Annotated in this window: 21 protein-coding genes; 8 read left to right on the forward strand and 13 right to left on the reverse strand. The window is 68.2% G+C overall.

The features are described 5' to 3' along the window. Positions 1-2: 2 nt before the first annotated feature. A complete protein-coding gene (locus ON19_RS13690) occupies positions 3-2,351 on the reverse strand; it encodes a sensor histidine kinase (protein WP_043691211.1) in 2,349 nt (782 codons plus the stop codon). A gap of 252 nt (positions 2,352-2,603) precedes the next feature. Here ON19_RS13690 and ON19_RS13695 point away from each other — a divergent pair, with 252 nt between their 5' ends. Continuing rightward, positions 2,604-4,157 carry a succinic semialdehyde dehydrogenase gene (locus ON19_RS13695; protein WP_043691168.1) on the forward strand — a complete coding sequence of 518 codons (1,554 nt, stop codon included), beginning with the start codon at positions 2,604-2,606 and terminating at the stop codon, positions 4,155-4,157. A 67-nt stretch (positions 4,158-4,224) separates the two neighbouring features. On the opposite strand, the gene ON19_RS13700 is transcribed toward ON19_RS13695, so the two are convergent. Continuing rightward, entirely contained in the window at positions 4,225-4,719 is a 495-nt protein-coding gene (locus ON19_RS13700) for a DUF779 domain-containing protein (RefSeq protein WP_083899351.1), read from the reverse strand. 71 nt (positions 4,720-4,790) lie between these two features. Continuing rightward, entirely contained in the window at positions 4,791-6,005 is a 1,215-nt protein-coding gene (locus ON19_RS13705; protein WP_083899352.1) for an AfsR/SARP family transcriptional regulator, read from the reverse strand. A gap of 142 nt (positions 6,006-6,147) precedes the next feature. Between ON19_RS13705 and ON19_RS13710 the strand changes: the two genes are divergently transcribed. Then, positions 6,148-6,570, forward strand: coding sequence for an MmcQ/YjbR family DNA-binding protein (locus ON19_RS13710; protein ID WP_043691170.1), 423 nt, complete (start codon positions 6,148-6,150; stop codon positions 6,568-6,570). 4 nt (positions 6,571-6,574) lie between these two features. Here ON19_RS13710 and ON19_RS13715 read toward each other — a convergent pair whose 3' ends face one another. From ON19_RS13715 to ON19_RS13730, 4 genes are all read right to left on the reverse strand, one after another. Beyond that, entirely contained in the window at positions 6,575-6,898 is a 324-nt protein-coding gene (locus tag ON19_RS13715) for a hypothetical protein (protein WP_043691216.1), read from the reverse strand. Between the two features lie 94 nt (positions 6,899-6,992). Continuing rightward, positions 6,993-8,132 carry an alkaline phosphatase family protein gene (locus ON19_RS13720; protein WP_051168843.1) on the reverse strand — a complete coding sequence of 380 codons (1,140 nt, stop codon included), beginning with the start codon at positions 8,130-8,132 and terminating at the stop codon, positions 6,993-6,995. A 43-nt stretch (positions 8,133-8,175) separates the two neighbouring features. Beyond that, on the reverse strand, positions 8,176-8,487 hold the full coding sequence (locus ON19_RS13725; protein ID WP_043691172.1) for a nuclear transport factor 2 family protein: 312 nt from the start codon (positions 8,485-8,487) through the stop codon (positions 8,176-8,178). A 60-nt stretch (positions 8,488-8,547) separates the two neighbouring features. After that, on the reverse strand, positions 8,548-9,174 hold the full coding sequence (locus ON19_RS13730; RefSeq protein ID WP_043691174.1) for a TetR/AcrR family transcriptional regulator: 627 nt from the start codon (positions 9,172-9,174) through the stop codon (positions 8,548-8,550). Between the two features lie 111 nt (positions 9,175-9,285). On the opposite strand from ON19_RS13730, the gene ON19_RS13735 reads away from it, so the two are divergent. Genes ON19_RS13735 through ON19_RS13745 form a run of 3 tightly spaced genes read left to right on the forward strand, consistent with a single transcriptional unit; the run spans position 9,286 to position 11,495 of the window. Further along, complete coding sequence (locus tag ON19_RS13735; RefSeq protein WP_043691177.1) at positions 9,286-10,350, forward strand: SDR family oxidoreductase; 1,065 nt, start codon at positions 9,286-9,288, stop codon at positions 10,348-10,350. An 11-nt stretch (positions 10,351-10,361) separates the two neighbouring features. Next, positions 10,362-10,562 carry a hypothetical protein gene (locus ON19_RS13740; RefSeq protein WP_043691179.1) on the forward strand — a complete coding sequence of 67 codons (201 nt, stop codon included), beginning with the start codon at positions 10,362-10,364 and terminating at the stop codon, positions 10,560-10,562. 48 nt (positions 10,563-10,610) lie between these two features. After that, positions 10,611-11,495, forward strand: coding sequence for an LLM class F420-dependent oxidoreductase (locus ON19_RS13745; protein ID WP_043691181.1), 885 nt, complete (start codon positions 10,611-10,613; stop codon positions 11,493-11,495). A gap of 11 nt (positions 11,496-11,506) precedes the next feature. Here the strand turns inward: ON19_RS13745 and ON19_RS41335 are convergent, their stop codons facing one another. The 5 genes from ON19_RS41335 to lpqS form a co-directional block, all read right to left on the reverse strand. After that, positions 11,507-11,914: a hypothetical protein gene (locus tag ON19_RS41335; protein WP_043691184.1), complete on the reverse strand. Its 408-nt coding sequence runs from the start codon at positions 11,912-11,914 to the stop codon at positions 11,507-11,509. Further along, positions 11,911-12,072 carry a hypothetical protein gene (locus tag ON19_RS41845; RefSeq protein WP_157229695.1) on the reverse strand — a complete coding sequence of 54 codons (162 nt, stop codon included), beginning with the start codon at positions 12,070-12,072 and terminating at the stop codon, positions 11,911-11,913. Before ON19_RS41845 ends, ON19_RS41335 begins: the two co-directional genes overlap by 4 nt. Before the next feature lie 119 nt (positions 12,073-12,191). Further along, a complete protein-coding gene (locus ON19_RS13755; RefSeq protein WP_043691186.1) occupies positions 12,192-13,529 on the reverse strand; it encodes an MFS transporter in 1,338 nt (445 codons plus the stop codon). After that, the gene (locus ON19_RS13760) at positions 13,526-14,653 is read right to left on the reverse strand and encodes a PLP-dependent cysteine synthase family protein (protein WP_083899354.1); all 1,128 of its coding nucleotides are present in this window, start codon (positions 14,651-14,653) and stop codon (positions 13,526-13,528) included. Before ON19_RS13760 ends, ON19_RS13755 begins: the two co-directional genes overlap by 4 nt. 101 nt (positions 14,654-14,754) lie before the next feature. Next, positions 14,755-15,189, reverse strand: coding sequence for a putative copper homeostasis (lipo)protein LpqS (lpqS, locus tag ON19_RS13765; RefSeq protein ID WP_227954761.1), 435 nt, complete (start codon positions 15,187-15,189; stop codon positions 14,755-14,757). A 343-nt stretch (positions 15,190-15,532) separates the two neighbouring features. Here lpqS and ON19_RS13770 point away from each other — a divergent pair, with 343 nt between their 5' ends. Continuing rightward, positions 15,533-16,108 (forward strand): hypothetical protein, encoded by a 576-nt coding sequence (locus ON19_RS13770; RefSeq protein ID WP_157229696.1) that lies wholly within the window; start codon positions 15,533-15,535, stop codon positions 16,106-16,108. Positions 16,109-16,149: 41 nt separating this feature from the next. Here the strand turns inward: ON19_RS13770 and ON19_RS13775 are convergent, their stop codons facing one another. Then, a complete protein-coding gene (locus ON19_RS13775) occupies positions 16,150-16,767 on the reverse strand; it encodes a TetR/AcrR family transcriptional regulator (RefSeq protein WP_083899355.1) in 618 nt (205 codons plus the stop codon). A gap of 134 nt (positions 16,768-16,901) precedes the next feature. Between ON19_RS13775 and ON19_RS13780 the strand changes: the two genes are divergently transcribed. Further along, positions 16,902-17,966, forward strand: coding sequence for a Rieske 2Fe-2S domain-containing protein (locus tag ON19_RS13780; RefSeq protein ID WP_043691194.1), 1,065 nt, complete (start codon positions 16,902-16,904; stop codon positions 17,964-17,966). A gap of 61 nt (positions 17,967-18,027) precedes the next feature. Next, positions 18,028-19,023: NAD(P)H-dependent amine dehydrogenase family protein (locus ON19_RS13785; RefSeq protein ID WP_043691197.1), on the forward strand; the 996-nt coding region annotated here is incomplete at its 3' end.

Genomic DNA, 19,023 nt, shown 5'->3' on the forward strand with positions numbered 1-19,023 from the left:
CCCTAGCCTTCCTGTTCGTCGGGGATGATGGCGCGGCGGCCCTGTCTGGTCCCGTTCTCGATGGCGGACATCAGATCACGGGCTTGTTCGGCGGAGCGTGCGGACTGCGCGGCGGCGGCCTGTTCCTGGACCGGCTGCGTCAATTGCGGTGCGAGATTGGTCTGCCGGTTGCGCCGGGGCAGCGCGGGTCGGCCGTCCGGGCCCGGGTTCGTCAGCGCTTCGGTGTACGGCCGAGGTGCGTAGCGCGGTGCCGCGGCGGATTCGGCCGCCAGCGTCGCGACCGAGGACGTGGCGGTCTGCGCGGAGTCACCCGCCTCCGAGGCGGCTGCCGGTGCGGCGATGAGTCTTCGGCGGCTGCCGGGATCGGTGAGTTCCGCCGGTCGCTGCGGCACGCCTGAATCACCCGCGACCAGAGCGGACGGAATGATCACGATGGCCTTGATGCCGCCGTAGTCGGACTCCGACAGCCGCACCGAGATACTGTGGCGCGCGGCGAGCTGCGCGACCACGAACAGTCCGAGCCGGGAGTCGGCCGACAGTGCCGCCACCCCGAAATCCGGTGGATTGCGCAGCGTCTCGTTCATCCTGGACAGGTCGTCCTCGGACATGCCCATGCCCTGGTCGGCGATCTCGACCACGACACCTTTGCCGACCACGTTGCCTGCCACCTCCACCCGCGACTGCGGCGGGGAGAAGGAGGTCGCGTTGTCCACCAGCTCGGCGAGCAGGTGGATGAGGTCGGCGACCACCGTGCCGAGCACGTGGACTTCGGGCAACCGCGCCACCCGGACCCGGGCGTAGTCGAGGGTCTCGCCGACAGCGCTGCGCACCAGGTCGACCAGCGGGACCGGGTTGCGCCACTGCCTGCCCGGCTTGCCGCCGCCGAGGATGGTCAGGTTCTCGGCGTTGCGCCGCTCGCGGGTGGCGAGGTGGTCGAGCCGGAACAACGTGTCGAGCAGAACCGGATCTTCCTGGCGCTGCTCGGCTTCGTCGAGAATTTCCAGCTGCCGGTGCACCACGATCTGGCTGCGGTGCGCGATGTTCAGGAACACCGCTTTCACGCCCTCGCGGGTGCGGGCCTCGGCCACCGCCGCGGAGACGGCCGCGGAGTGCGCGTGCTGGAACGCCTTGGCCACCTGGCCGATCTCGTCGCTGCCGTAGTCCAGGTTCGGGGATTCGGCGGCGGGATCGACGGCTTCGCCGTCGCGCAGCCTGCGCATCATGTCGGGCAGTCGCTCATCGGCCAGTGCGAGCGTTTCTCCCCGCAGCCGCTTGAGCCTGCGGATGACGCGGTTGGCCAGGATGACCGCGACGACGAGCACCAGAACGCCGACCAGCAACATGCCGCCGCCCGTCACGGCGGATCTGGTCGCTGCCGCGGCGGCTTTCTCTTCGGCGACCTGCTGGACATCCTTGTTGTACACCGACCAGGCGTCGAGCAACCCGCGGCTGACCTCGGCCGCGGCACGACGCCATTCATCGGTGTTCAGCGGTAGCGCGGGCAAGGTCGATTGCCGTGTGCTCGGATTCGCCGAGGAGGGCGATGTGGTCGCGGCAGCTGTCGCGGCGCTGACGCGCTGGACGATGGCGTTCTCCATCGCGGTGAGCTGTTGCCACGCGGTGCCGGTGGACAGCGCCCGCAGGCGGTCTTTGATCGGGCCGTCCAGTTCGGCGATGAGCGTGGCGATTTCGGTGTGGTAGAAGCCGGTCTGGCGGGTGTACTCGTCGATCGGGATGGGCGGGGGAGTGGCGCCGTGGACGTAGACCGCACCGAGGGCGTCGCTGCGCGCCATCGCCTCGCTCGCGTAGAACAGACGGATGCCGGCCACGGTGCCCACGGCGATCTCGCTGTCGGGCGCGCTCTGCACGGTGGACTTGGCGCCGGTGGGGATCGGGTCGAGCAGCCGGTTGTAGAACATGTACGCGTCCGGGATGGGCAGTGCGCCCGCGTCGGCGGCGGAGCGCACGGTGGTCAAGCTCTGCGTCAGCATGACCAGGTCGGCGTCGTCTTCGGTGATCTTGGACTCGTCGACGTCGCGCAGGTTCGCGGAGGCCGCGAGCAGACGCCGCACCGCCGCGTCCACGCGCATGCGAGCGGTGCCGAGCGGGGCGGCGAGGGTGTCGTCGCCGGATAGCTGGGAGAGCGTCAGCTGGCGTTCTTGCTGGATCGCGTCCATGACCTCGCTGGTCACCGGGATGGCGTTCTGGCTCTCCGCGGCCCAGTCCTTGGCGTTGGTTCCTTCGGCTACCAGATAGCCCGCGGCGCCCAAACCGGCCAACAGCAGAGTCAGACTCGGGATGAGCGCGATAGCCAGAATCCGGGTGCGGACCCCGAGCCTCGCTCTGAACATCGGCATAACGTAAACCACGAACCCGGCTATCCGGACGTCCGGTCCCGGTGAGTGGGACTGGATTTGACCAGAGCGGTAGCGCCGTGCGTCGCGGATGGTCATTGCCCTGGCGCGGCACCGGCTACCTGATATTCGGCACGGATTCCACTCCGGACGCCCCCGGCGCGAATTCCGCGCACAGCGGGTTCATAGCGGGCGGCGCGGGGCGTAGATTGTGTGTATCTCGAAGTTACTCACAAGTAGGAGGCAACGATGCCCGCGCCGAAAGCCGATGTATTCGATCGCCTCAGCGCGCTGGCCGCGATCGAGGCACCCGCGGATCGTCAGCGCAGGACGATCGCCGAGACGTTCACCGGAGATCCGCTGGGCAGCGTGCCGGTGGGCACGGCGGCCGATGTCGCGGCCGCCATGGACCGGGCCCGAGCCGCGCAGGAGCGCTGGGCGGCCCGGCCGGTATCCGAACGCGCGGCGGTGCTGGATCGTTACCGTGCGCTGGTGGTGGAACACCGCGAGTTCCTGATGGACGTGGTGCAGGCCGAGACCGGCAAAGCGCGCTGGGCGGCCCAAGAAGAAATCATGGGCCTGATGTTCGCGGCCCGCTACTTCGCGAAGACCGCACCCGGCCTCCTCGGCGCCCGCCGGGTACCGGGCGCCTTCCCCGTGCTCAACCGCGCTTCCGTCCGGTACCAGCCGAAAGGCGTGGTCGGCGTCATCGCGCCGTGGAACTACCCGCTGCTGCTGTCGATCGGTGATTCGATTCCCGCACTCATCGCGGGCAACGCCGTGGTGGTCAAGCCCGACAGCCAGACCCCGTTCTCCACGCTGGCAGGCGCCGAGCTGCTGTACCGGGCCGGCCTGCCGCGTGAGCTGCTCGCGGTCGTTCCCGGGCCGGGCGGCGTGGTCGGCACCGCGATCGTCGAGGCGTGCGACTACCTGATGTTCACCGGTTCCTCGGCCACCGGCCGCACCCTGGCCGAGCAGTGCGGACGCCGGCTGATCGGCTTCTCCGCCGAGCTGGGCGGGAAGAACCCGATGATCGTCGCCGACGGCGCCGACCTGGACAGGGCCGCCAAGGCGGCCGTGCGCGCTTGCTTCTCCAACGCCGGGCAGCTGTGTATATCGATCGAGCGGCTCTACGTCGAACGAAAAGTCGCCGCGGCCTTCACAGAGAAGTTCGTCGCCGCGGTGAACGCCGCGAAACTCGGCGCCGCGTATGACTATTCGGCCGATATCGGCAGCCTCATCTCCGAAGCGCAACTGGAAACGGTGTCCAAGCACGTCGCGGACGCCACGTCGAAGGGAGCGAAGGTGCTGACCGGCGGCAAGGCGCGCCCGGATCTCGGTCCGCTGTTCTTCGAGCCGACCGTGCTGAGTGAGGTGACCGACGAGATGGAATGCGGTCGCGACGAAACCTTCGGTCCGCTGGTTTCCATCTACCCTGTCGACAGCGTCGAGGAGGCCGTTCGCCTGGCCAACGACACCGACTACGGCCTCAATGCCTCGGTGTGGGCGGGCAGCAAGTCCGAAGGCGAGCGGATCGCGGCGCGGTTGCACGCGGGGACGGTCTGTGTGGACGAAGGTTACGCACCGGCCTGGGGCTCCACAGCGGCACCGATGGGCGGCATGGGCATTTCCGGTGTGGGGCGCCGCCACGGCCCGGACGGCCTGCTCAAGTTCACCGAACCGCAGTCGATCGTGGTGACCCGGTTCATGAATCTCGACGCGCCGAGGCTGTTCCCGAAGGGCAAGTGGCAGCCGTTCCTGATGTCCGTCGCCCGCAGCTTGCGTTTCCTGCCGGGACGCTGAGGCTGACGTCCGCCCGGGTGGTCGTGCCCACCCGGGCGGACAATCCGCCGGTCGGCTCGTGCAGGGGTCACGCCAACCGGTCGGCTCCGGTGCGCGGCGGTCCTCCGGCCGCCAGCGCCGCCGCTTCGTCATCGGTGAGCAGCCGTGATCTGAGGACGAAGCGCATGTTCTCGAGCGCGTCCGCGGCCCAGCCGCCGGGCTCGTCGGCCACATCCACGGTGAGGTGGGTGTGCTTCCAGTGCTCGTACTGTTCGCCGCTGATCCATAATTCGGTGTGCCAGGGGAGGTTTCCCAGCAGAACGTCTTCGCCGTCGATCCGGGATTCCCGGATGGGCAGCCACCGCGGGCGGCCGCCGTCGCGGTGTCCGCCGGACTCGTGCAGCAGCACCGCTCCGTGCTGATCGATCACTCGGCGCAAGACGGCCCTGGCGCGCTCGGTGATGTCCACCCGGTGCGTTCGATGCGCCGCCACCGCATCGCCCGGCCGGCGTGGACGGCGCGGCCGGAGCGCGTCGGGTAGTCGGCGATCCCGGAGCCCCGCCCCCGGTCTGGTGTAGCTCATGATCCCTCGCAGATATCTCGGACCGGCCCACTATGGTCCGCGGAGGTTGGTGCGAGGTTGGTGCGGAAAGTTCAGTCGCGCAACGCCGTATGCAGCCGAGCCGCCACCGTCGCACGGCGCAGGTCGTCCGGCGGGAGCAAACGCAACGCGTGCTCGTGCACCGCGATATCGCGGGGTGCGCGTTCGCCGAACGCCACGGCGTGCTCGGCTCGATCGCCGGCGAGCACGGCCGTCCGCACGCCGACGTCGAGGTAGTCGCGCCACCGCAGCACGCCGGGCGCCTCCGAACCGGGTAGCAGCGGTCCCCGGTACAGCCAGACCGCCGAGGTGGTGTCGCCCGCGGTGATGGCGGCGAACAGTTCGACGGCGTCGCAGGCGACCGGACCGGTCAGAACGTATCGGCGATTGCTGATTTCGCCGCCGATCGCGCGGCGCAGGTGCGAGACGTCGGCCTTGAGCGTGCTGGTGGAGACCGCGCGGTCGCCGTAGAGAGCGGCGTGCAGCTGCTCCGGCGTGAAGCCGTCCGGTTGGAGGGCCAGCAATGCGAGGATCTCCAGCTGCCGCGGCGGAAGGGAAAGCGGCACACCGTCGCAGAGCAGACGTGCGGCGCCCAGGCACTCCAGCCGGATCCCCGGCGCGGGCGCGGGCGCGGTGGTGCGCAGCATCGTCTCCACCGCCGTCACCAGCGCGCGTACCGAGGTGAGCACCGCGGGGTGGGAGCGGTCCCAGGAACTGGACAGATCCAGCGCGCCGATCTGTCGTCCGTCGGGTCCGTGGATCGGTGCGGAATAGCAGACCCAGCCGTGCAGGGCGGCGACGAGGTGCTCGGCGGAGAACACCGTGGCGGCGCGATCGGTGTGCAACGCGAGCGCCACACCGTTGGTGCCCATGTGGCTTTCGTCCCAGCAGCCGCCGGGCGCGAGGTTCACCTGCTCGGCCTGCCTGCGCAGCGCGCGGTCGCCGCAGGACCACAGGACGGTGCCCGCCGGATCGGTGACCACGGCCAGATACCCGGAATCCTCGGTGACGGCCTTCAGCTCACCCGCGAGCGCTGTCACCGGTCCACGCAGTGGGGACGCGGCCCATCGGTCGCCGATATCGTCCACGCCGGGCGCTTCCGTGGTGGCGGGATCGACAGTGTGCAGTGACCGCCGCCAGGATTGCGCTACTTCCCTGCGCAGCACGGTATGCCGGGGCGGGGCGGTGGTCTGGGGAGCTGTCGCCCAGCGCTCCCATTCTCTTTGCAGGTCGACCCGCTGTTGCGTGAGGGTGCGGAACTGCGCCACGTGCAAGACCCATCGTCGTGTGAGCTCATGATCGCTCTCTCATTCTGGCGGACGCCGAGGGGAGTGGCGAGCGGTTCGAGCCCTACCGGCCGGTCGGGGAAGATTCGGTGCGAGTGGAGTCACGACGCCATAGGCTGCCGGCATGGCGACCGGTTTCCAGCGGGCATGCCTCGCCGATGTGCACGAGGTGGCCGCGGGCATGCCCCACGTGACGCGCGTCGACGGACCGCGCGGCAACGCGATCTATCAGGTCGGGGGTAAGTCGTTCGTGTTCTTCCGCAATCCCCGTCCGGATGCCGTCGACCCGCGGACCGGTGAGCGCTACGCCGATGTCATCGTGATCTGGGTGCCCTCGGAGTCGGACAAGCAGGCGCTGGTCCAGGACCCGGAATCGCCGTTCTTCACGACCCGGCATTTCGACGGGCATCCGTCGGTCCTGGTGCGCGCGGCCCGGCTCGGCGAGCTGAGCCGTCGAGAACTCACCGAGGTCATCCAGGACGCCTGGCTGGCCAGGGCCTCGCGCAAGCGCGCGGTGGACTGGCTGGCCGCCCATCCGCCGCGCTGAGCGGTCACTTCCGGATGAAAATGCCTGCGACGTCGGCGTTCTTGATCGGGGTGTCGGTATTGGCCTGGGCGCCGCACAGCAGATCGACCGACACCATCGTCGCGTCCACGGCGGTGCCCGCGGGCTCGCGGTCGTCCTGGCTCTGCTGCTTGACGAACTTGGTGATCGTCGTGCGCTTGGTGTCCTGGTCCTGCTTGACGTACTCGCTGCACGGGGTGTCACCGCCGCGGTTGAGGGCGCGTTCGATGTCGGTGCAGCCCGCGAGCGCCATGGCGACCATCGCGATCCCGAGGCCGGTTCGGCCGGTCCGTGACAGCGTGGCGTTCATGGTCTCCTCCTGAGGTTCGGGCACGGCGATGCCGCCGCGATCGGCTCCAGACTAGAGCCCGCGCGCGCTGATGTTCGCCGACCGGCCGGGTCGGCTAGGCGCGGTAGACGCACAGCGGGACGTTCATCTCCGCCGCGGTGAGCGAACCGTGGTGACCGATCAGCCAGGACTGCAGCGGTTCGGCGCCGGTGCGGATGACGCCACGCCGCCCACGGGCGACCACGACCAGATCGCCGATGCGCTGCGCGATCGCGGGGTCGACCGTGGGACCGAACCAGCCGCGGGCCACGACGTCCTCCTTGCCGAGCACGTCGAAGTCCGGGCCGAGCATGGCCTGCCAGGCCGCCGCGACGTCGGATGCGGCGCCCGGCACCGTGTAGACGTGCCGGGCGCGGGGCTCACCGCCGAGCGCTCGGACACCTTCTTGCAAGGCGGGAGTGGTGTCGAAATCGATGCGGTCCTCCAGTTGCACCATGCCGTGGTCGGCGGTGACCAGCAGCGCCGCGCCGGGTGGCAACTCCTCGGCGAGGGTGGCGGCGAGCCGGTCGGCGTTGGCGAGTTCCAATTCCCAGGACCGTGACTCGGGCCCGCGCACGTGTCCGGTCATGTCGAGGTCGCCGTGGTAGGTGTAGACCAGTGCGCGCGGCCCGGCGCGCAGCGCGTCGCCGACACCCGCGACGAGATCGCCGAAGGACAGCTGGGGCCGGAACTCGCAGCCGCGCAGAACCGCTTTGGTCAGTCCCGACCCTGCCTGATCGCGCGGCGAAACCTGGGCCACGGCTATGCCGTCGGCGGCGGCGCGCTCGAAAACTGTTGTGCGAGGCTGGAACTCCTCCGGAACGAGTTCGCTTCGCAGATCGGACTTGGGAGCGCCGTGCAGCCGCCAGGACAGTGGGGTGAACAGCCGGTCGTAGCCGGGGACGTGGAACAGATAACCGACGATGCCGTGTTCGCCGGGCGGAACGCCCACTCCGAGCGAGGTGAGGCTGGTGGCCGTCGTCGTCGGGAAGCCGGCCGTGAGCCGGACCGGTGCGAGACCGGACAGGAACGGTGCCGCAGCGGGATTCGCGACGAGGTGCTCGTAGCCCAGCCCGTCGACCAGCAGCACGCAGACCCGGTCGATATCCAGCCCGAGCCCGAGACGGTCCTCCTCGCCGGGGACGCCTAGACCGGCGAGGACAGAGGGAAACAGATCGGCCAGAGAACCGGTACCGTAACGCGGCGCGACGAACACGAAGGTCAGAATGTCAATGTCGACGGGGGCATGGCAAGGGCGTTCAGGCTTGACCCGTCTCGAAACGGCTCACCTTGCCGTCACGCAGAACGAACCGCCAGGTGGTCCGCATCGAACCCCACCGCGAATTGGTGTAGTCGGCAACCAGTTCGATGCCGTCGTCGCCGACGGACTCGACCCGCATGCGGGCGTTGCTGTCGAAGATCTCCGCTTCGGTCCACTGGACGAGGTTGCGCTCGACGCCGTCGTCGGACATCGTGGCATCGTCGGTGAGGACCGCGTAGAACCGATCCTGGTCGTTGGCGTTGAGCGCGTCGACGAACTCCTGCACCGTCGGATCCAGCTGCGCGGTCATCCGTGTCGTCCTCTCGGATCGGTGTGAGAAGCATCGGATAGCAAACGTCTGGCGTCTACTCTAGGTCAGTGGTGGCGTGCTGGGCTCGATCACTGTCGCGAACGTCCGCATGACGTCGTCCACCAGTGCCGGGGCGGTGGTGCCGAACTGCACCGCGCGCTTTTCCAGCTGTCCATCCAGCCACAGCGAGGCCAGCCCGTGGCCGAGTCCCCAGAACATGACCGCCAGTGTGTCGGCCTTGTCGGCGGGCAACACTCCGGCACGCACACATTCCGCGATCGTGTCGGCCAGAACTCCGAACGCCGCGTCGCCCGCGGCCATGGTGTCCGGGTGCTTGTCGGGCTGGGAGAGCTCGGGCCGGAACATCAAGCGGAAGTAGGCCGGTTGCTCGCGGGAGAACCGCACATAGGTGTTCGCCAGTGCGGTCAAGGCGGCCAGGGGCGTCTCCGCTTCGGCGCGGGTCGCCGCGAGTTGTGCGCCGAGCAACTGGAAACCCTGGGTGGACAGCGTCGCGAGCAAGGCGGAACGGTCGGGGAAGTGGTGGTACGGCGCCGCGGTGCTCACGCCCGCCTCGCGCGCCACCCTGCGAAGGCTGACCGCCCCGAGCCCCTCTGTCTCGATCAAACGCAGGCAGGCGGCCAGCAGTGCGTCGCGTAAGGCGCCGTGGTGGTAACTGGTCCGCGTCACCGTCCGAGCGTATGCGACGCCTCCTGGACAACCTAACTATGCGGTGCTTAGATTATCTGAGCGGCGCTCAGATGGGCGGCGCGGTGGCCACTCCACGAGACGGGTGAAGAAATGAGCACACGGGTATTAGTCACCGGCGCAACGGGATTCGTCGCAGGTCACGTCATCGCCGAGTTGCTGGAGCACGGCTACGCCGTGCGCGCGACGGTCCGCGACCTCGCCGACACCGGCAAACGAGCCCACCTGGTCGAGCTCGCGCGCCGGAGCGGGGGCGAGCTGGAGTTCGCGCAGGCCGACCTGAACGGCGACGACGGCTGGGTGCCCGCCGTCGCGGGCTGCACCGAAGTTCTGCACGTGGCGTCTCCGTTCCCCTCGACTCCGCCGGACGACGAGAACGAGCTCATCGACACCGCGGTCGAAGGAACCCTGCGCGTGCTGCGCGCCTGCGCCGCCGCGGGCACGGTGCGCCGGGTGGTGCTGACCTCTTCGATCGCGGCGATCGCGTACGGTCACGCCGACGATGCCCTGCGCACCGAGGCGGACTGGACGGTGGTCGAGCGCAGCCCGGCCTACCAGAAGAGCAAGACGCTGGCCGAGCGGGCGGCCTGGGACTTCGCCGCGAAACTTCCGGCCGGCGCGGGATTCGAACTGGTCGTCGTCAATCCCGGCATGGTGCTCGGACCGGTGCTGTCCGCGGCGACGAGCACCTCGCACGAGCCGGTGCGCAGACTGCTCGGCGGCGACATACCGGGGACGCCCCGGGTCGGCTGGGCACCGGTGGACGTGCGCGATCTCGCCGTGGCGCACCGGCTCGCCCTGGAGACGCCGGAGGCGGCGGGCAACCGCTACATCTGCGTGGGCGAGCACTTGTGGATGGGGGAGATGGCGCGCATTCTCGCCGAGGAATACGGGCCGCGCGGGTTCCGGGTGCCGACCAGGGCCTTGCCGAACTGGGTCGTGCGTTCGGTCGCGATCTTCGACAAAGGCGTCCGGTTGACCCTGCCGACGCTGGGACGTACCGAGTCGCTCAGCGCCGAGAAGGCGCGGCGCGAGCTGGGTTGGACCATGCGCCCGGTGCGCGAAACACTGCTCGACACCGCCGAAAGCCTGCTGCAGCACGGGATCGTCGCGTCGCCGCGGCGTAAATCCGGGCCACGGGCGGCCGTGAGCGTCTGAGGGATGTCGTCATGCTGATCGCGACCTTGATCATCACCACGATCGCCATGGTGCGGCGCGCGTTCGCACGTCGGTCCCCGAGCGGGAGTCCCGCCGGACTACCGGTCCCTGGCCCGGTCCGGCGGACACTGCGCCGGCCGCTGCCGGTCGCCGCCGCTCTCGTCACGCTGCTGGGCATCGCGCTGGCGGCGGGCACGCTCACCCAGTGCTGAACCGGCCCCGATGCGCGCGGGTCCGGCCCGGTTCGCTAGACAGGACACGTGACTGCGCAGCGCCCCTTCCGGTTCGGTGTCAACATGGTGGTCCCCGAGTTCCGGTCCAATTGGATCGAAAAGTGCCGCCGGGCCGAGGAACTCGGTTTCGACGTGATCGGCGTGGCCGACCATCTCGGCCTGCCCGCGCCGTTCCCGGCGATGATCCTGGCCGCCGAGGCGACCGAGCGGGTGCGCTTGAACACCTTCGTGCTGAACACCGCGTTCTACAACCCCGTACTGCTGGCTCGCGACGTGGCCGGCGCCGACCAGTTCACCGACGGGCGCGTCGAACTCGGGCTCGGAGCGGGCTACGTGCAGGCGGAATTCGAGGCCGCGGGCATCCCGTTCGAAAGCGGGAGCAAGCGTGTCGACCACCTGGAGCAAACGGTGATCACGCTCCGCCGCCTGTTCTCCGATCCGGAGTATCAGCCGCAGCCCGCCCAGCCGTCGGGGCCGCCGGTGCTGATCGGCGGATGGGGTGATCGGTTGCTCGCCGTCGCCGCGCGGCACGCCGACATCATCGCCTTCACCGGCGCGGCGGCGGCGCGCAACGGTGGGCCGCTGCAGATGGCCGGGCTCGCCGAGACCGAGGAACGTGTCGCCTACGTCCGGGAACTGCTCGGTCCGCGACTGGACAAGGTCGAGTTCAACATCCTGGTGCAGCGGGTCGTCCCGCCCGCCGAGCGCGCGAGCGTGCTGGAGGTCTTCGGCCCGGCGCTGCCGCCGGACGTCGCCGACTCCCCGGAGGACCACCCGATCCTGCTCATGGGCACTCCGGAGGAAATGGCCGACCGCCTGCGGGATCGGCGCGACCGCTACGGCATCACCTACGTCACCGTCCTCGAGGACAGCATGGAGAAGTTCGCCCCGGTCATCGCACTGCTGCGCTGATCGGGGGCGACTCACGGCAGTGGGTCGACGATGACCCGGGAATCGATCTGCCGGAGCCTTCTCGGCCGACTGGTCAGGCAGGGCCAGGTACGAGCGACCGCCTCACGGGTGACATGGCCCGCGGCGACCAAGGCGTCGGCGGCCGGACCGGCGACCCGGTCTCCCGCGAGTGGTGGGGTGGCCGTGCGGTCGAACGCCGGGATCACCGTGTGCGGCAGACCGACGAGCACAGCCAGGACGTCGAGCCGATCGGCCGGGATATGGGTGCGTGCCGCCGCGAGGACGGTGCTCGGAACGACGATGGTGTTCCCCGCGTCGACCGTCGCCCACACGACCGCCTGGGCGTAGTTGGCGCGATTGGCGAACGCGACGACCGCCGCGGCGTCGAAGACGACGCCGCCGAGGGCGGGGGCTGTCACGCCGCGGCGGTGTGCGATGCGTCCCCTTCTTCGCCGGATAGTGGCGGCGGCCCCGGAACGGCGTGCTCGACGACGCTGGTGCCCAGCAGCCGGGCGACGACGTCGTCGGGCAGCGTGGGGATGGCCTTTCGCGGGCTGTGCTCCCGATGCGACGGCATGCCACGACTCTAGCCGGGCCCGGCGTCCCACCGGGAGTCCGCACGACTGTCAAGGCATCGAAAGTTCCTGTCCAGTAGAACAATTCGACTTCCTCGACGCAGCGTTGCCGGTGGAGGAACTATCGAACGCGTCCGGTGTCTTCGAACTTCGCGCCGGTTGTTCTCGGGCCGATGGTGTCACCGAGGGGCAGGCTGTGTCGGCCACCCGCCTCCGTCGTTTGTGCGTGCTTCTCGTCGGCGAGCTCCGAGCGATCCAGACGATGCAGCGCCGACGCCGCGACGACACCGATAACGCTCAGGCCGGCCCACACCGCCCAGTCCGACCCGGCGTCGCGCGCGGCGCCGACCACGGCTCCGGTGGCGAGATTGCCGACGAGAATGCCGACACCGACGACGGTGTTGTAGAACCCGTAGTGAGTGGCGACGAGCCTCCCGTTCGAGAGTGCCACGACGGTGTCCATCTCGAACGGGAACACAGCCGCTGTCCCGACCGCCAGTAACGCCGCGGTGACCAGCAGCGCGACGGCCGCTACCGGCGCACCGAACCGGTCCGGAGCGGGAACGGCCACCAGCGGCACGAACGAGGCCGCGAGAATCCCCATTCCGACGACCAGGCTCCGCCCCGTACCCCACCTTGCCCGCAACCACGCGGTGATGCGTAGCTGACCGGCGACCGCGACAACACCGGAGACCACGAACAGCGCCGACACCAGTGTCTGTGACCGCGCGCCCGCGACGAACTCCGCTTGCAGTGGCAGTGCGAGATAGACCTGGAACGACAGCACATAGGAACCGACCATCGCCAGCGAGAACCACAGGAACCGGCGATTGACGATCACTGTCCGCCAGTCCTCGAGCACCGAACTCTGCTCGCCGGGCCCGTCCGCGCGTCGCGTCGGCAGCGCGAACAACTGCGCCGCCGTGAGAATCGCGAACACGATCGCGGCGACACCGGCGGTGACCCGGAAGTCGACTGCCATCAATGCCAGCCCGACCAGCGGCCCGGCCAGGACGCCCGCCTGATAGAAGATATTGAATACCGCGAAGGCCTCAACTCGCCGCTCGCCCGTATCCGCCGCCAGATAGGCTCGCACGGCCGGGTTGAACAGCGCACCGGCGAACCCGGTCGCTGCCGAGGCGATCAACAGCCCCGGCAACGAAGTCGCGAAGATCAACAGCGCGAACCCACCGGTTCGCAGCAGACAGCCCGCGACGATCAGCGGCTTGTAGCCCAACCGGTCGGCCAACGTGCCGCCGATCAGGAACATGCCCTGCTGAGAGAAGTTCCGGACCCCCAGCACCAGCCCCACCGCCCACGCCGCCAGACCGAGCGGCCCGGCGAGGTAACCGGCGAGGTACGGCATCAACATGTAGAAGCCGAGGTTGATGCCGAACTGGTTGATCATCAACAGCCGGGCGGCCGAGTCGAAGCTGCGGAACTTCGCGAAGACGGTCACTGTGCCCACTCTCGATCGTGGATGAACTGCCTGGGATCGATGACGGTGGTGGACCGAGTCCAGGACCGCACTACGCGTTCTGCGGGGTGGGCAATCGTGTCCGGTGCCAGCGGAGGCGGTGAGTCGAGCAGGCCGTGCTCATTGCAGTAGGCGTCGTTGTAGACGGTGTCGAAGTAGCGGTTGGGCCCGTCGGGGAAGATCGCCACGATCCGCGCGTCGGCGTCATAGGTCCGCGCCGCCCAGCCCGCGACGAGCCCGACGGCGCCGACGCTCCACCCTCCCGTCGCGTGATGGGTGGCGGCCAACGTCCGGCACGCCCATACCGCCTCCGACGGCGCGACCCAATGCACCTCGTCGAAGGCGTCGTAGTCGACATTGACCGGATGGATGCTCGATCCGAGCCCCCGCATCAATCGCGGACCCGCGGGCTGTCCGAAGATCGTGGACGCCACGGTATCGACTCCGATCAGCTTCATATCCGGATCGAATCGGCGCAACACCCGCGCGACGCCGGAGGAGTGCCCGCCGGTGCCGACCGCGCACACCAGTACGTCCACCCCGCCGAGCTGCTCGATCAACTCGAGCGCCAGCGACTCGTAGCCGTCGACATTGTCAGGGTTGCTGTATTGATCCGGGCACCATGCATCGGGCTCGCCTGCGAGCAACTCCCGCACCCGATCCCGGCGGGCCTGCTGCCAACCGCCCGTCGGATGGGGCTCGGTCACGACATCGACCCGCGTCCCGTACGCGGTGAGCATCCGCGCGACGATGGGCTCCAGACCGGGGTCCGTCACCACGGTCACCGGATGATGGGTGACGATCCCCGCCAGTGCCAGCCCCAAGCCGAGGGTGCCGCTGGTCGATTCGATGATCCGCGCCCCAGGAGCCAGATCACCGCGCTCCTCCGCCCGGCGCACCATGTGCAGCGCGGGCCTGTCCTTCATACCGCCCGGATTGAACCCTTCGAGCTTGGCCCAGAACCCCCGCCCTTGGGGCGCCAGCGGCGCACCGACCCACAACACGGGAGTGTTGCCGATCAGCGTGTGCGGGTATCGGGCAGGTCCCGGCGCGCCCACCAGGGCCGCCGAGCGATCGGTAAGTGCGTCGAGCACGACCTTGTCCATGACTGTCGCTTTCTGTATCGAACTGCCCGAAGGCAGCGCAGACGTGAGCAGGCAGCGGACACCAGCCGACGGCATATCGACGTCGACCTGGCGCTGACCGATCAGCAGCGAGCGATACAGAATTGCGTGAGCGTGGCCCGGCCGTCAGCGACGGGCAGCCTCGAGACCGGTGGGCCACGCACTCCTCCCGGAGTGATCCCGCGAAGGCCGACGGCAGCGAGAAAAGCCGAGGTCAGCGCGAAGATCAGCAGCTGCGATGCGAGATTCTCGGCGGCGCCACGCGGCACCGCCTCGGCGAGGCAGTGATCGAAGTGGGCCACGCAATGGCCGTCGAGGGCATCGTGGGTCACGGCATGTCCGTGATCGTCCGCGAGCGAGAGCGTGACATGCTCGACGCCCGAGACCACCGACGTGTGGTGGATATGCACGTGCCCCTGGGTCATCGAACAATCGACCATCGACACGACGAGCAGTACCGCCGCGAGCAGCGCAACCACGGCGCCTGAAGCCGGGAATCGGCCGACGAGTGTCACCACGGCACGGCCGTAGCCGGTCAGGTGCGCCCGGCCCCGACGGCCCGAGTCGTGGAGGCGTCGCGCCGATGAGTCCGGCAGGCGACCTCGTCCCTGCCCCGTCATCTCGACCGCAATTCTCCCGACACGCCTGCATTTATACCCCTTAGGGGTATGGCAAGCAAGTGTGACTATCCGAACCGTCCACTTGCGGCTTCTCGGCCTCGGCCGAAGGGCGGCTCCGACTGCGGCAGCGCGAGCCCGAGCCTCTCGGAAGTGGGAACATCCGCGGGAGGGACGCGTCATCGGGCCGGGATACCCTCGGCCGTTGCGACTGCCCGAATGCGAAGGCCCGGAGGAGGACTCGATGGGGACCGAACGTACCGTTCGCGAGGTCGTGGACCTGATCGTCGAACTCGGTCTCATCGATCCGGACACACCCACGCGGCTGACTTTGGTGGCGGAATCGCTCGACGAGCCGCTGACCTACTACGGACACACCGAGCGGAGCGCCGTACTCACTCTGCTCAGCGAGGTCGGTATCCGATACACCCTCGACTACAAGACATTTCGCGGCATCGATGAATGCACCGACGACGAACGGCGGGAATGGTACGAGACCGAACTGGAGTCGATTGCCGCCTGTAGTCGCGGCAGGGTGGCCGTCACCAACGTCCGGCTGGTCGAGAACGACACGAAATCGGAGCTCCTGTTCGACTGCAACGGTGTCACCGAGTCGTGGCCGGTCTACCCCGGTGACGACGAAGACGTGGAAGCCTCGCTCGTCTTCGCCACCTCCCTCACCGGAATTCACACCGGTGCCGTCGAACGATTCTGTTCCGTGGATCCCCCGGACGAAGACGTCAGCGGAGAAGCCGTTTTCGGCGACCCGGAGGCGCTCAATCGCCTGGGTGCGCATTTCGGCCTCACCTTCGCGCCATAGATGAGCGGACGGCCCAGGTTCCAGCACGCCTGGGGTTGTGATCAGGTTTCGAGGTAGGCGACGATTCCGCCGATCAGTGCCTGGACGGCGTCGTCGAGGTTGCCATAGGTGCCGAGGGTGCGTTCGGAGGTGATTCCGCGCATGGCTGCCGGGATGAGTGCGGCTACCTGCCGCACTTTGACCGGGTCGAGTTCGAGATCTGCGAACGCTTTCTGACAAGCCTTGTCCCAGTTCGGCTTCCACGACGCGAGTTCGGCGGCAGTGAGCGGGTAGTCGCGTTCGAGTTCGGTGTGGTCGCGAGGGAGGGCGGCGCGGAGGGTTTCGATGGCGAGTGATTCGGGTTTGCGCAGTCCTACGGCCATCGCCGTGATCATGGCGGTCACGCGTTCGTGCAGGCTTCCGTCGGATCTGATTCCGGCGGGAAGGTCGCCGCGTTTGTCGGCGGTGTAGCGCAGGACTGCTGCCCACAGGCCGTCGATGTCGCCGAACTGGTATTTGACGACGCTCCAGGTCGCGCCGATGTCGCGGGCGATCCGGTTGCCCGACACCGCGGCGGGGTCGCCGGTCGCCAGCGTGGCGATCGCCGCCTCGAGCATGCTTTCCCGGGATTGGATCCCGCGCCTGTTGGCGCGTCGCCCGCTCGCCGCCACTTCCGTCACGAGGCTCGAGTCTATCGGCCATGCTGTACCAAGTTTCGTAGAACCCTCTTGAATTCTTTCGCAGAGGGTTCTACGCTCAGATCGCCGCGTGGGGTCCAGCAGCCCAGCAGCCCTCGGGAGCGTGGAGGATCGATATGGCGAAACCACTACTGCCGATGGAGCCGACGGGTTGGTTCCAAGTGGCCTGGTGCAGCGAGATAGCGGCCGGCGCAGTGCACAGGATGAAGTACTTCGGGCGTGAGATGGTCGCCTGGCGTTCGGTGTCCGGCCGGGTCGCGGTGTTCGACGCCTATTGTGAGCACCTCGGCGCTCACCTCGGTTACGGCGGTCATGTGGCGGGCGAGAATCTCGTGTGCCCTTTCCACGGCTGGGAATGGAACCGTGCGGGGCGCAACGTCTGCATTCCGTACGAGAGCCATCCGAACAAGGGGCGCCGGATCCGCAGCTACCCGGTGGTGGAGCGGAACGAAGCGGTGTGGATCTGGTACGACGTCGAGGGCCGCGCTCCGTATTTCGAGATTCCGGACATGTTCGAGGCATTCGGCGACGGCAAGACCGCTGCCGACTACTACCCTCCGGTGCCTGCGGCCACGCTGTATCGGCCGGGGTTGGAGTTGCACCCGCAGTACGGCATGGAGAACGGTGTCGATTTCGCGCACTTCAAGTTCGTGCACAAGACACCGTTCGTCCCGGAGTTCACTCGTCACGACTTCTCCGGTCCTGTTTCCTTTGTCGACTTCACCATCGCCTTCGACGAGGGGGTGGCCGAGGACCAAGTCGACAGCGGCGTCGAATCGATCAACGCGGGTTTGGGATGCTCCATCACCAAGAGTTGGGGCATGGTCGACAACCGCACCATGCCCGCGGTGACACCCGTGGACGAATACACCTCCGACGTCCGCTTCACCGTGTGGATCGGACGCAGACCCGGGGACGACGGCCCCGAGATCACCCGATACGGAAAGACCATGGCCGGTTTCGTCATCGAGCAGTTCGAAGCCGACGTCCACATCTGGGCTCATCAGCGCTATTCGGATCCGCCCGCGCTCTCGCCCAAGGAATTCGCGGGTTTCAAGGCGCTACGTGAATGGGCGATGCAGTTCTACCCCGACGGCGGCCCGGTCGGCACCGCGCCGTACCAGCCTTACAGCGGCGCTGTCGAACCCCCGCGGCGCGCGGACGGCACGGCCATCTCATGAGCCCGTTCGCCGTTGCGCCGCAAGCATCAACCGTCGAACCGCAAATCGAAAGGCCCACCCAATGAGCACCTCCGACAAGGTTCGGGTATTCCAGGTTGCGACCGGCAACCTCGGTACCGAGATGATCGGCCGCATCCAGAACCATCCCGACCTCGACCTCGTCGGACTGCACTGCTATTCGCCCGACAAGATCGGCCGGGACGCGGGCGAGATCGTCGGCATCGGACCCATCGGCGTGACCGCCACCGGCTCGGTCGAACAGATCATCGCCGCGAAACCGGACGTGCTCACTTTCCACGGGGTATTCCCCGACGAGGACCTCTCCGAGAAAGTCCTCGAGGCGGGCATCAACATCGTGACCACCGCGGACTGGATCACGGGATACCACCGCGACGCCAACCACCCGCATCCGGCGGGCCGGAAGGTCAGCGAGGTCATCCAGGCCGCCTGCGAGCGCGGCAACGCGACCTTCTACGGCACCGGCATGAATCCCGGCCTGTGCCAGATCCTCGGCATCGTGCATACCGCCGACGTGGCCGATATCGAGAACATCACCGTCACCGAATCGGTCGACGTCTCCTGTCACCATTCCGTCGACACCTGGAAAGCCGTCGGCTACGGTCGTCCGATCGACGACCCGACCATCCCGGACTCGCTCTACAAAAACACCGCGGTGTTCGCCGACTCGGTCTACCTCATGGCCGACGCCTTCGACCTGGAACTCGACGAGGTGCGCTTCGGCTACGAACTCGGCGCCTGCACCGAAGACGTCGACCTCGGCTGGTACTTCCTCCCGAAGGGCTCGCTCGGCGCCAACTACATCAAATATCAGGGGATCGTCGGAGGCGTGCCGCGCGTGGAAACCCACCTCGAATGGCAGATGACCCCGTTGACCGAGCCGGCCTGGAATATCAAGGGCTGCTACATCACCCAGATCATTGGCGACCCGAACATCTACAGCAAACACATGGTCATCCCGCGCAAGGGCACAGATCTCTCCAACCCGGAAAACTTCGCCTCGATCGGCATGACGGTGACCGGGCTACCCGCCCTCAAC

Origin of the sequence: Nocardia abscessus NBRC 100374 (assembly GCF_000308455.1) — a bacterium.
In the GTDB taxonomy this organism is placed as follows: Bacteria; Actinomycetota; Actinomycetes; order Mycobacteriales; family Mycobacteriaceae; genus Nocardia; species Nocardia abscessus.

Coding starts and splice junctions, on each gene's coding strand:
- ON19_RS13715 (WP_043691216.1), bottom strand. CDS start 6,898: ATGAACGCCACGCTGTCACGGACCGGCCGAACCGGCCTCGGGATCGCG.
- ON19_RS13690 (WP_043691211.1), bottom strand. CDS start 2,351: ATGTTCAGAGCGAGGCTCGGGGTCCGCACCCGGATTCTGGCTATCGCG.
- ON19_RS13695 (WP_043691168.1), top strand. CDS start 2,604: ATGCCCGCGCCGAAAGCCGATGTATTCGATCGCCTCAGCGCGCTGGCC.
- ON19_RS13700 (WP_083899351.1), bottom strand. CDS start 4,719: ATGAGCTACACCAGACCGGGGGCGGGGCTCCGGGATCGCCGACTACCC.
- ON19_RS13725 (WP_043691172.1), bottom strand. CDS start 8,487: ATGACCGCGCAGCTGGATCCGACGGTGCAGGAGTTCGTCGACGCGCTC.
- ON19_RS13740 (WP_043691179.1), top strand. CDS start 10,362: ATGCTGATCGCGACCTTGATCATCACCACGATCGCCATGGTGCGGCGC.
- ON19_RS13760 (WP_083899354.1), bottom strand. CDS start 14,653: ATGGACAAGGTCGTGCTCGACGCACTTACCGATCGCTCGGCGGCCCTG.
- ON19_RS13710 (WP_043691170.1), top strand. CDS start 6,148: ATGGCGACCGGTTTCCAGCGGGCATGCCTCGCCGATGTGCACGAGGTG.
- ON19_RS13735 (WP_043691177.1), top strand. CDS start 9,286: ATGAGCACACGGGTATTAGTCACCGGCGCAACGGGATTCGTCGCAGGT.
- ON19_RS13780 (WP_043691194.1), top strand. CDS start 16,902: ATGGCGAAACCACTACTGCCGATGGAGCCGACGGGTTGGTTCCAAGTG.
- ON19_RS13770 (WP_157229696.1), top strand. CDS start 15,533: ATGGGGACCGAACGTACCGTTCGCGAGGTCGTGGACCTGATCGTCGAA.
- ON19_RS41845 (WP_157229695.1), bottom strand. CDS start 12,072: ATGCCGTCGCATCGGGAGCACAGCCCGCGAAAGGCCATCCCCACGCTG.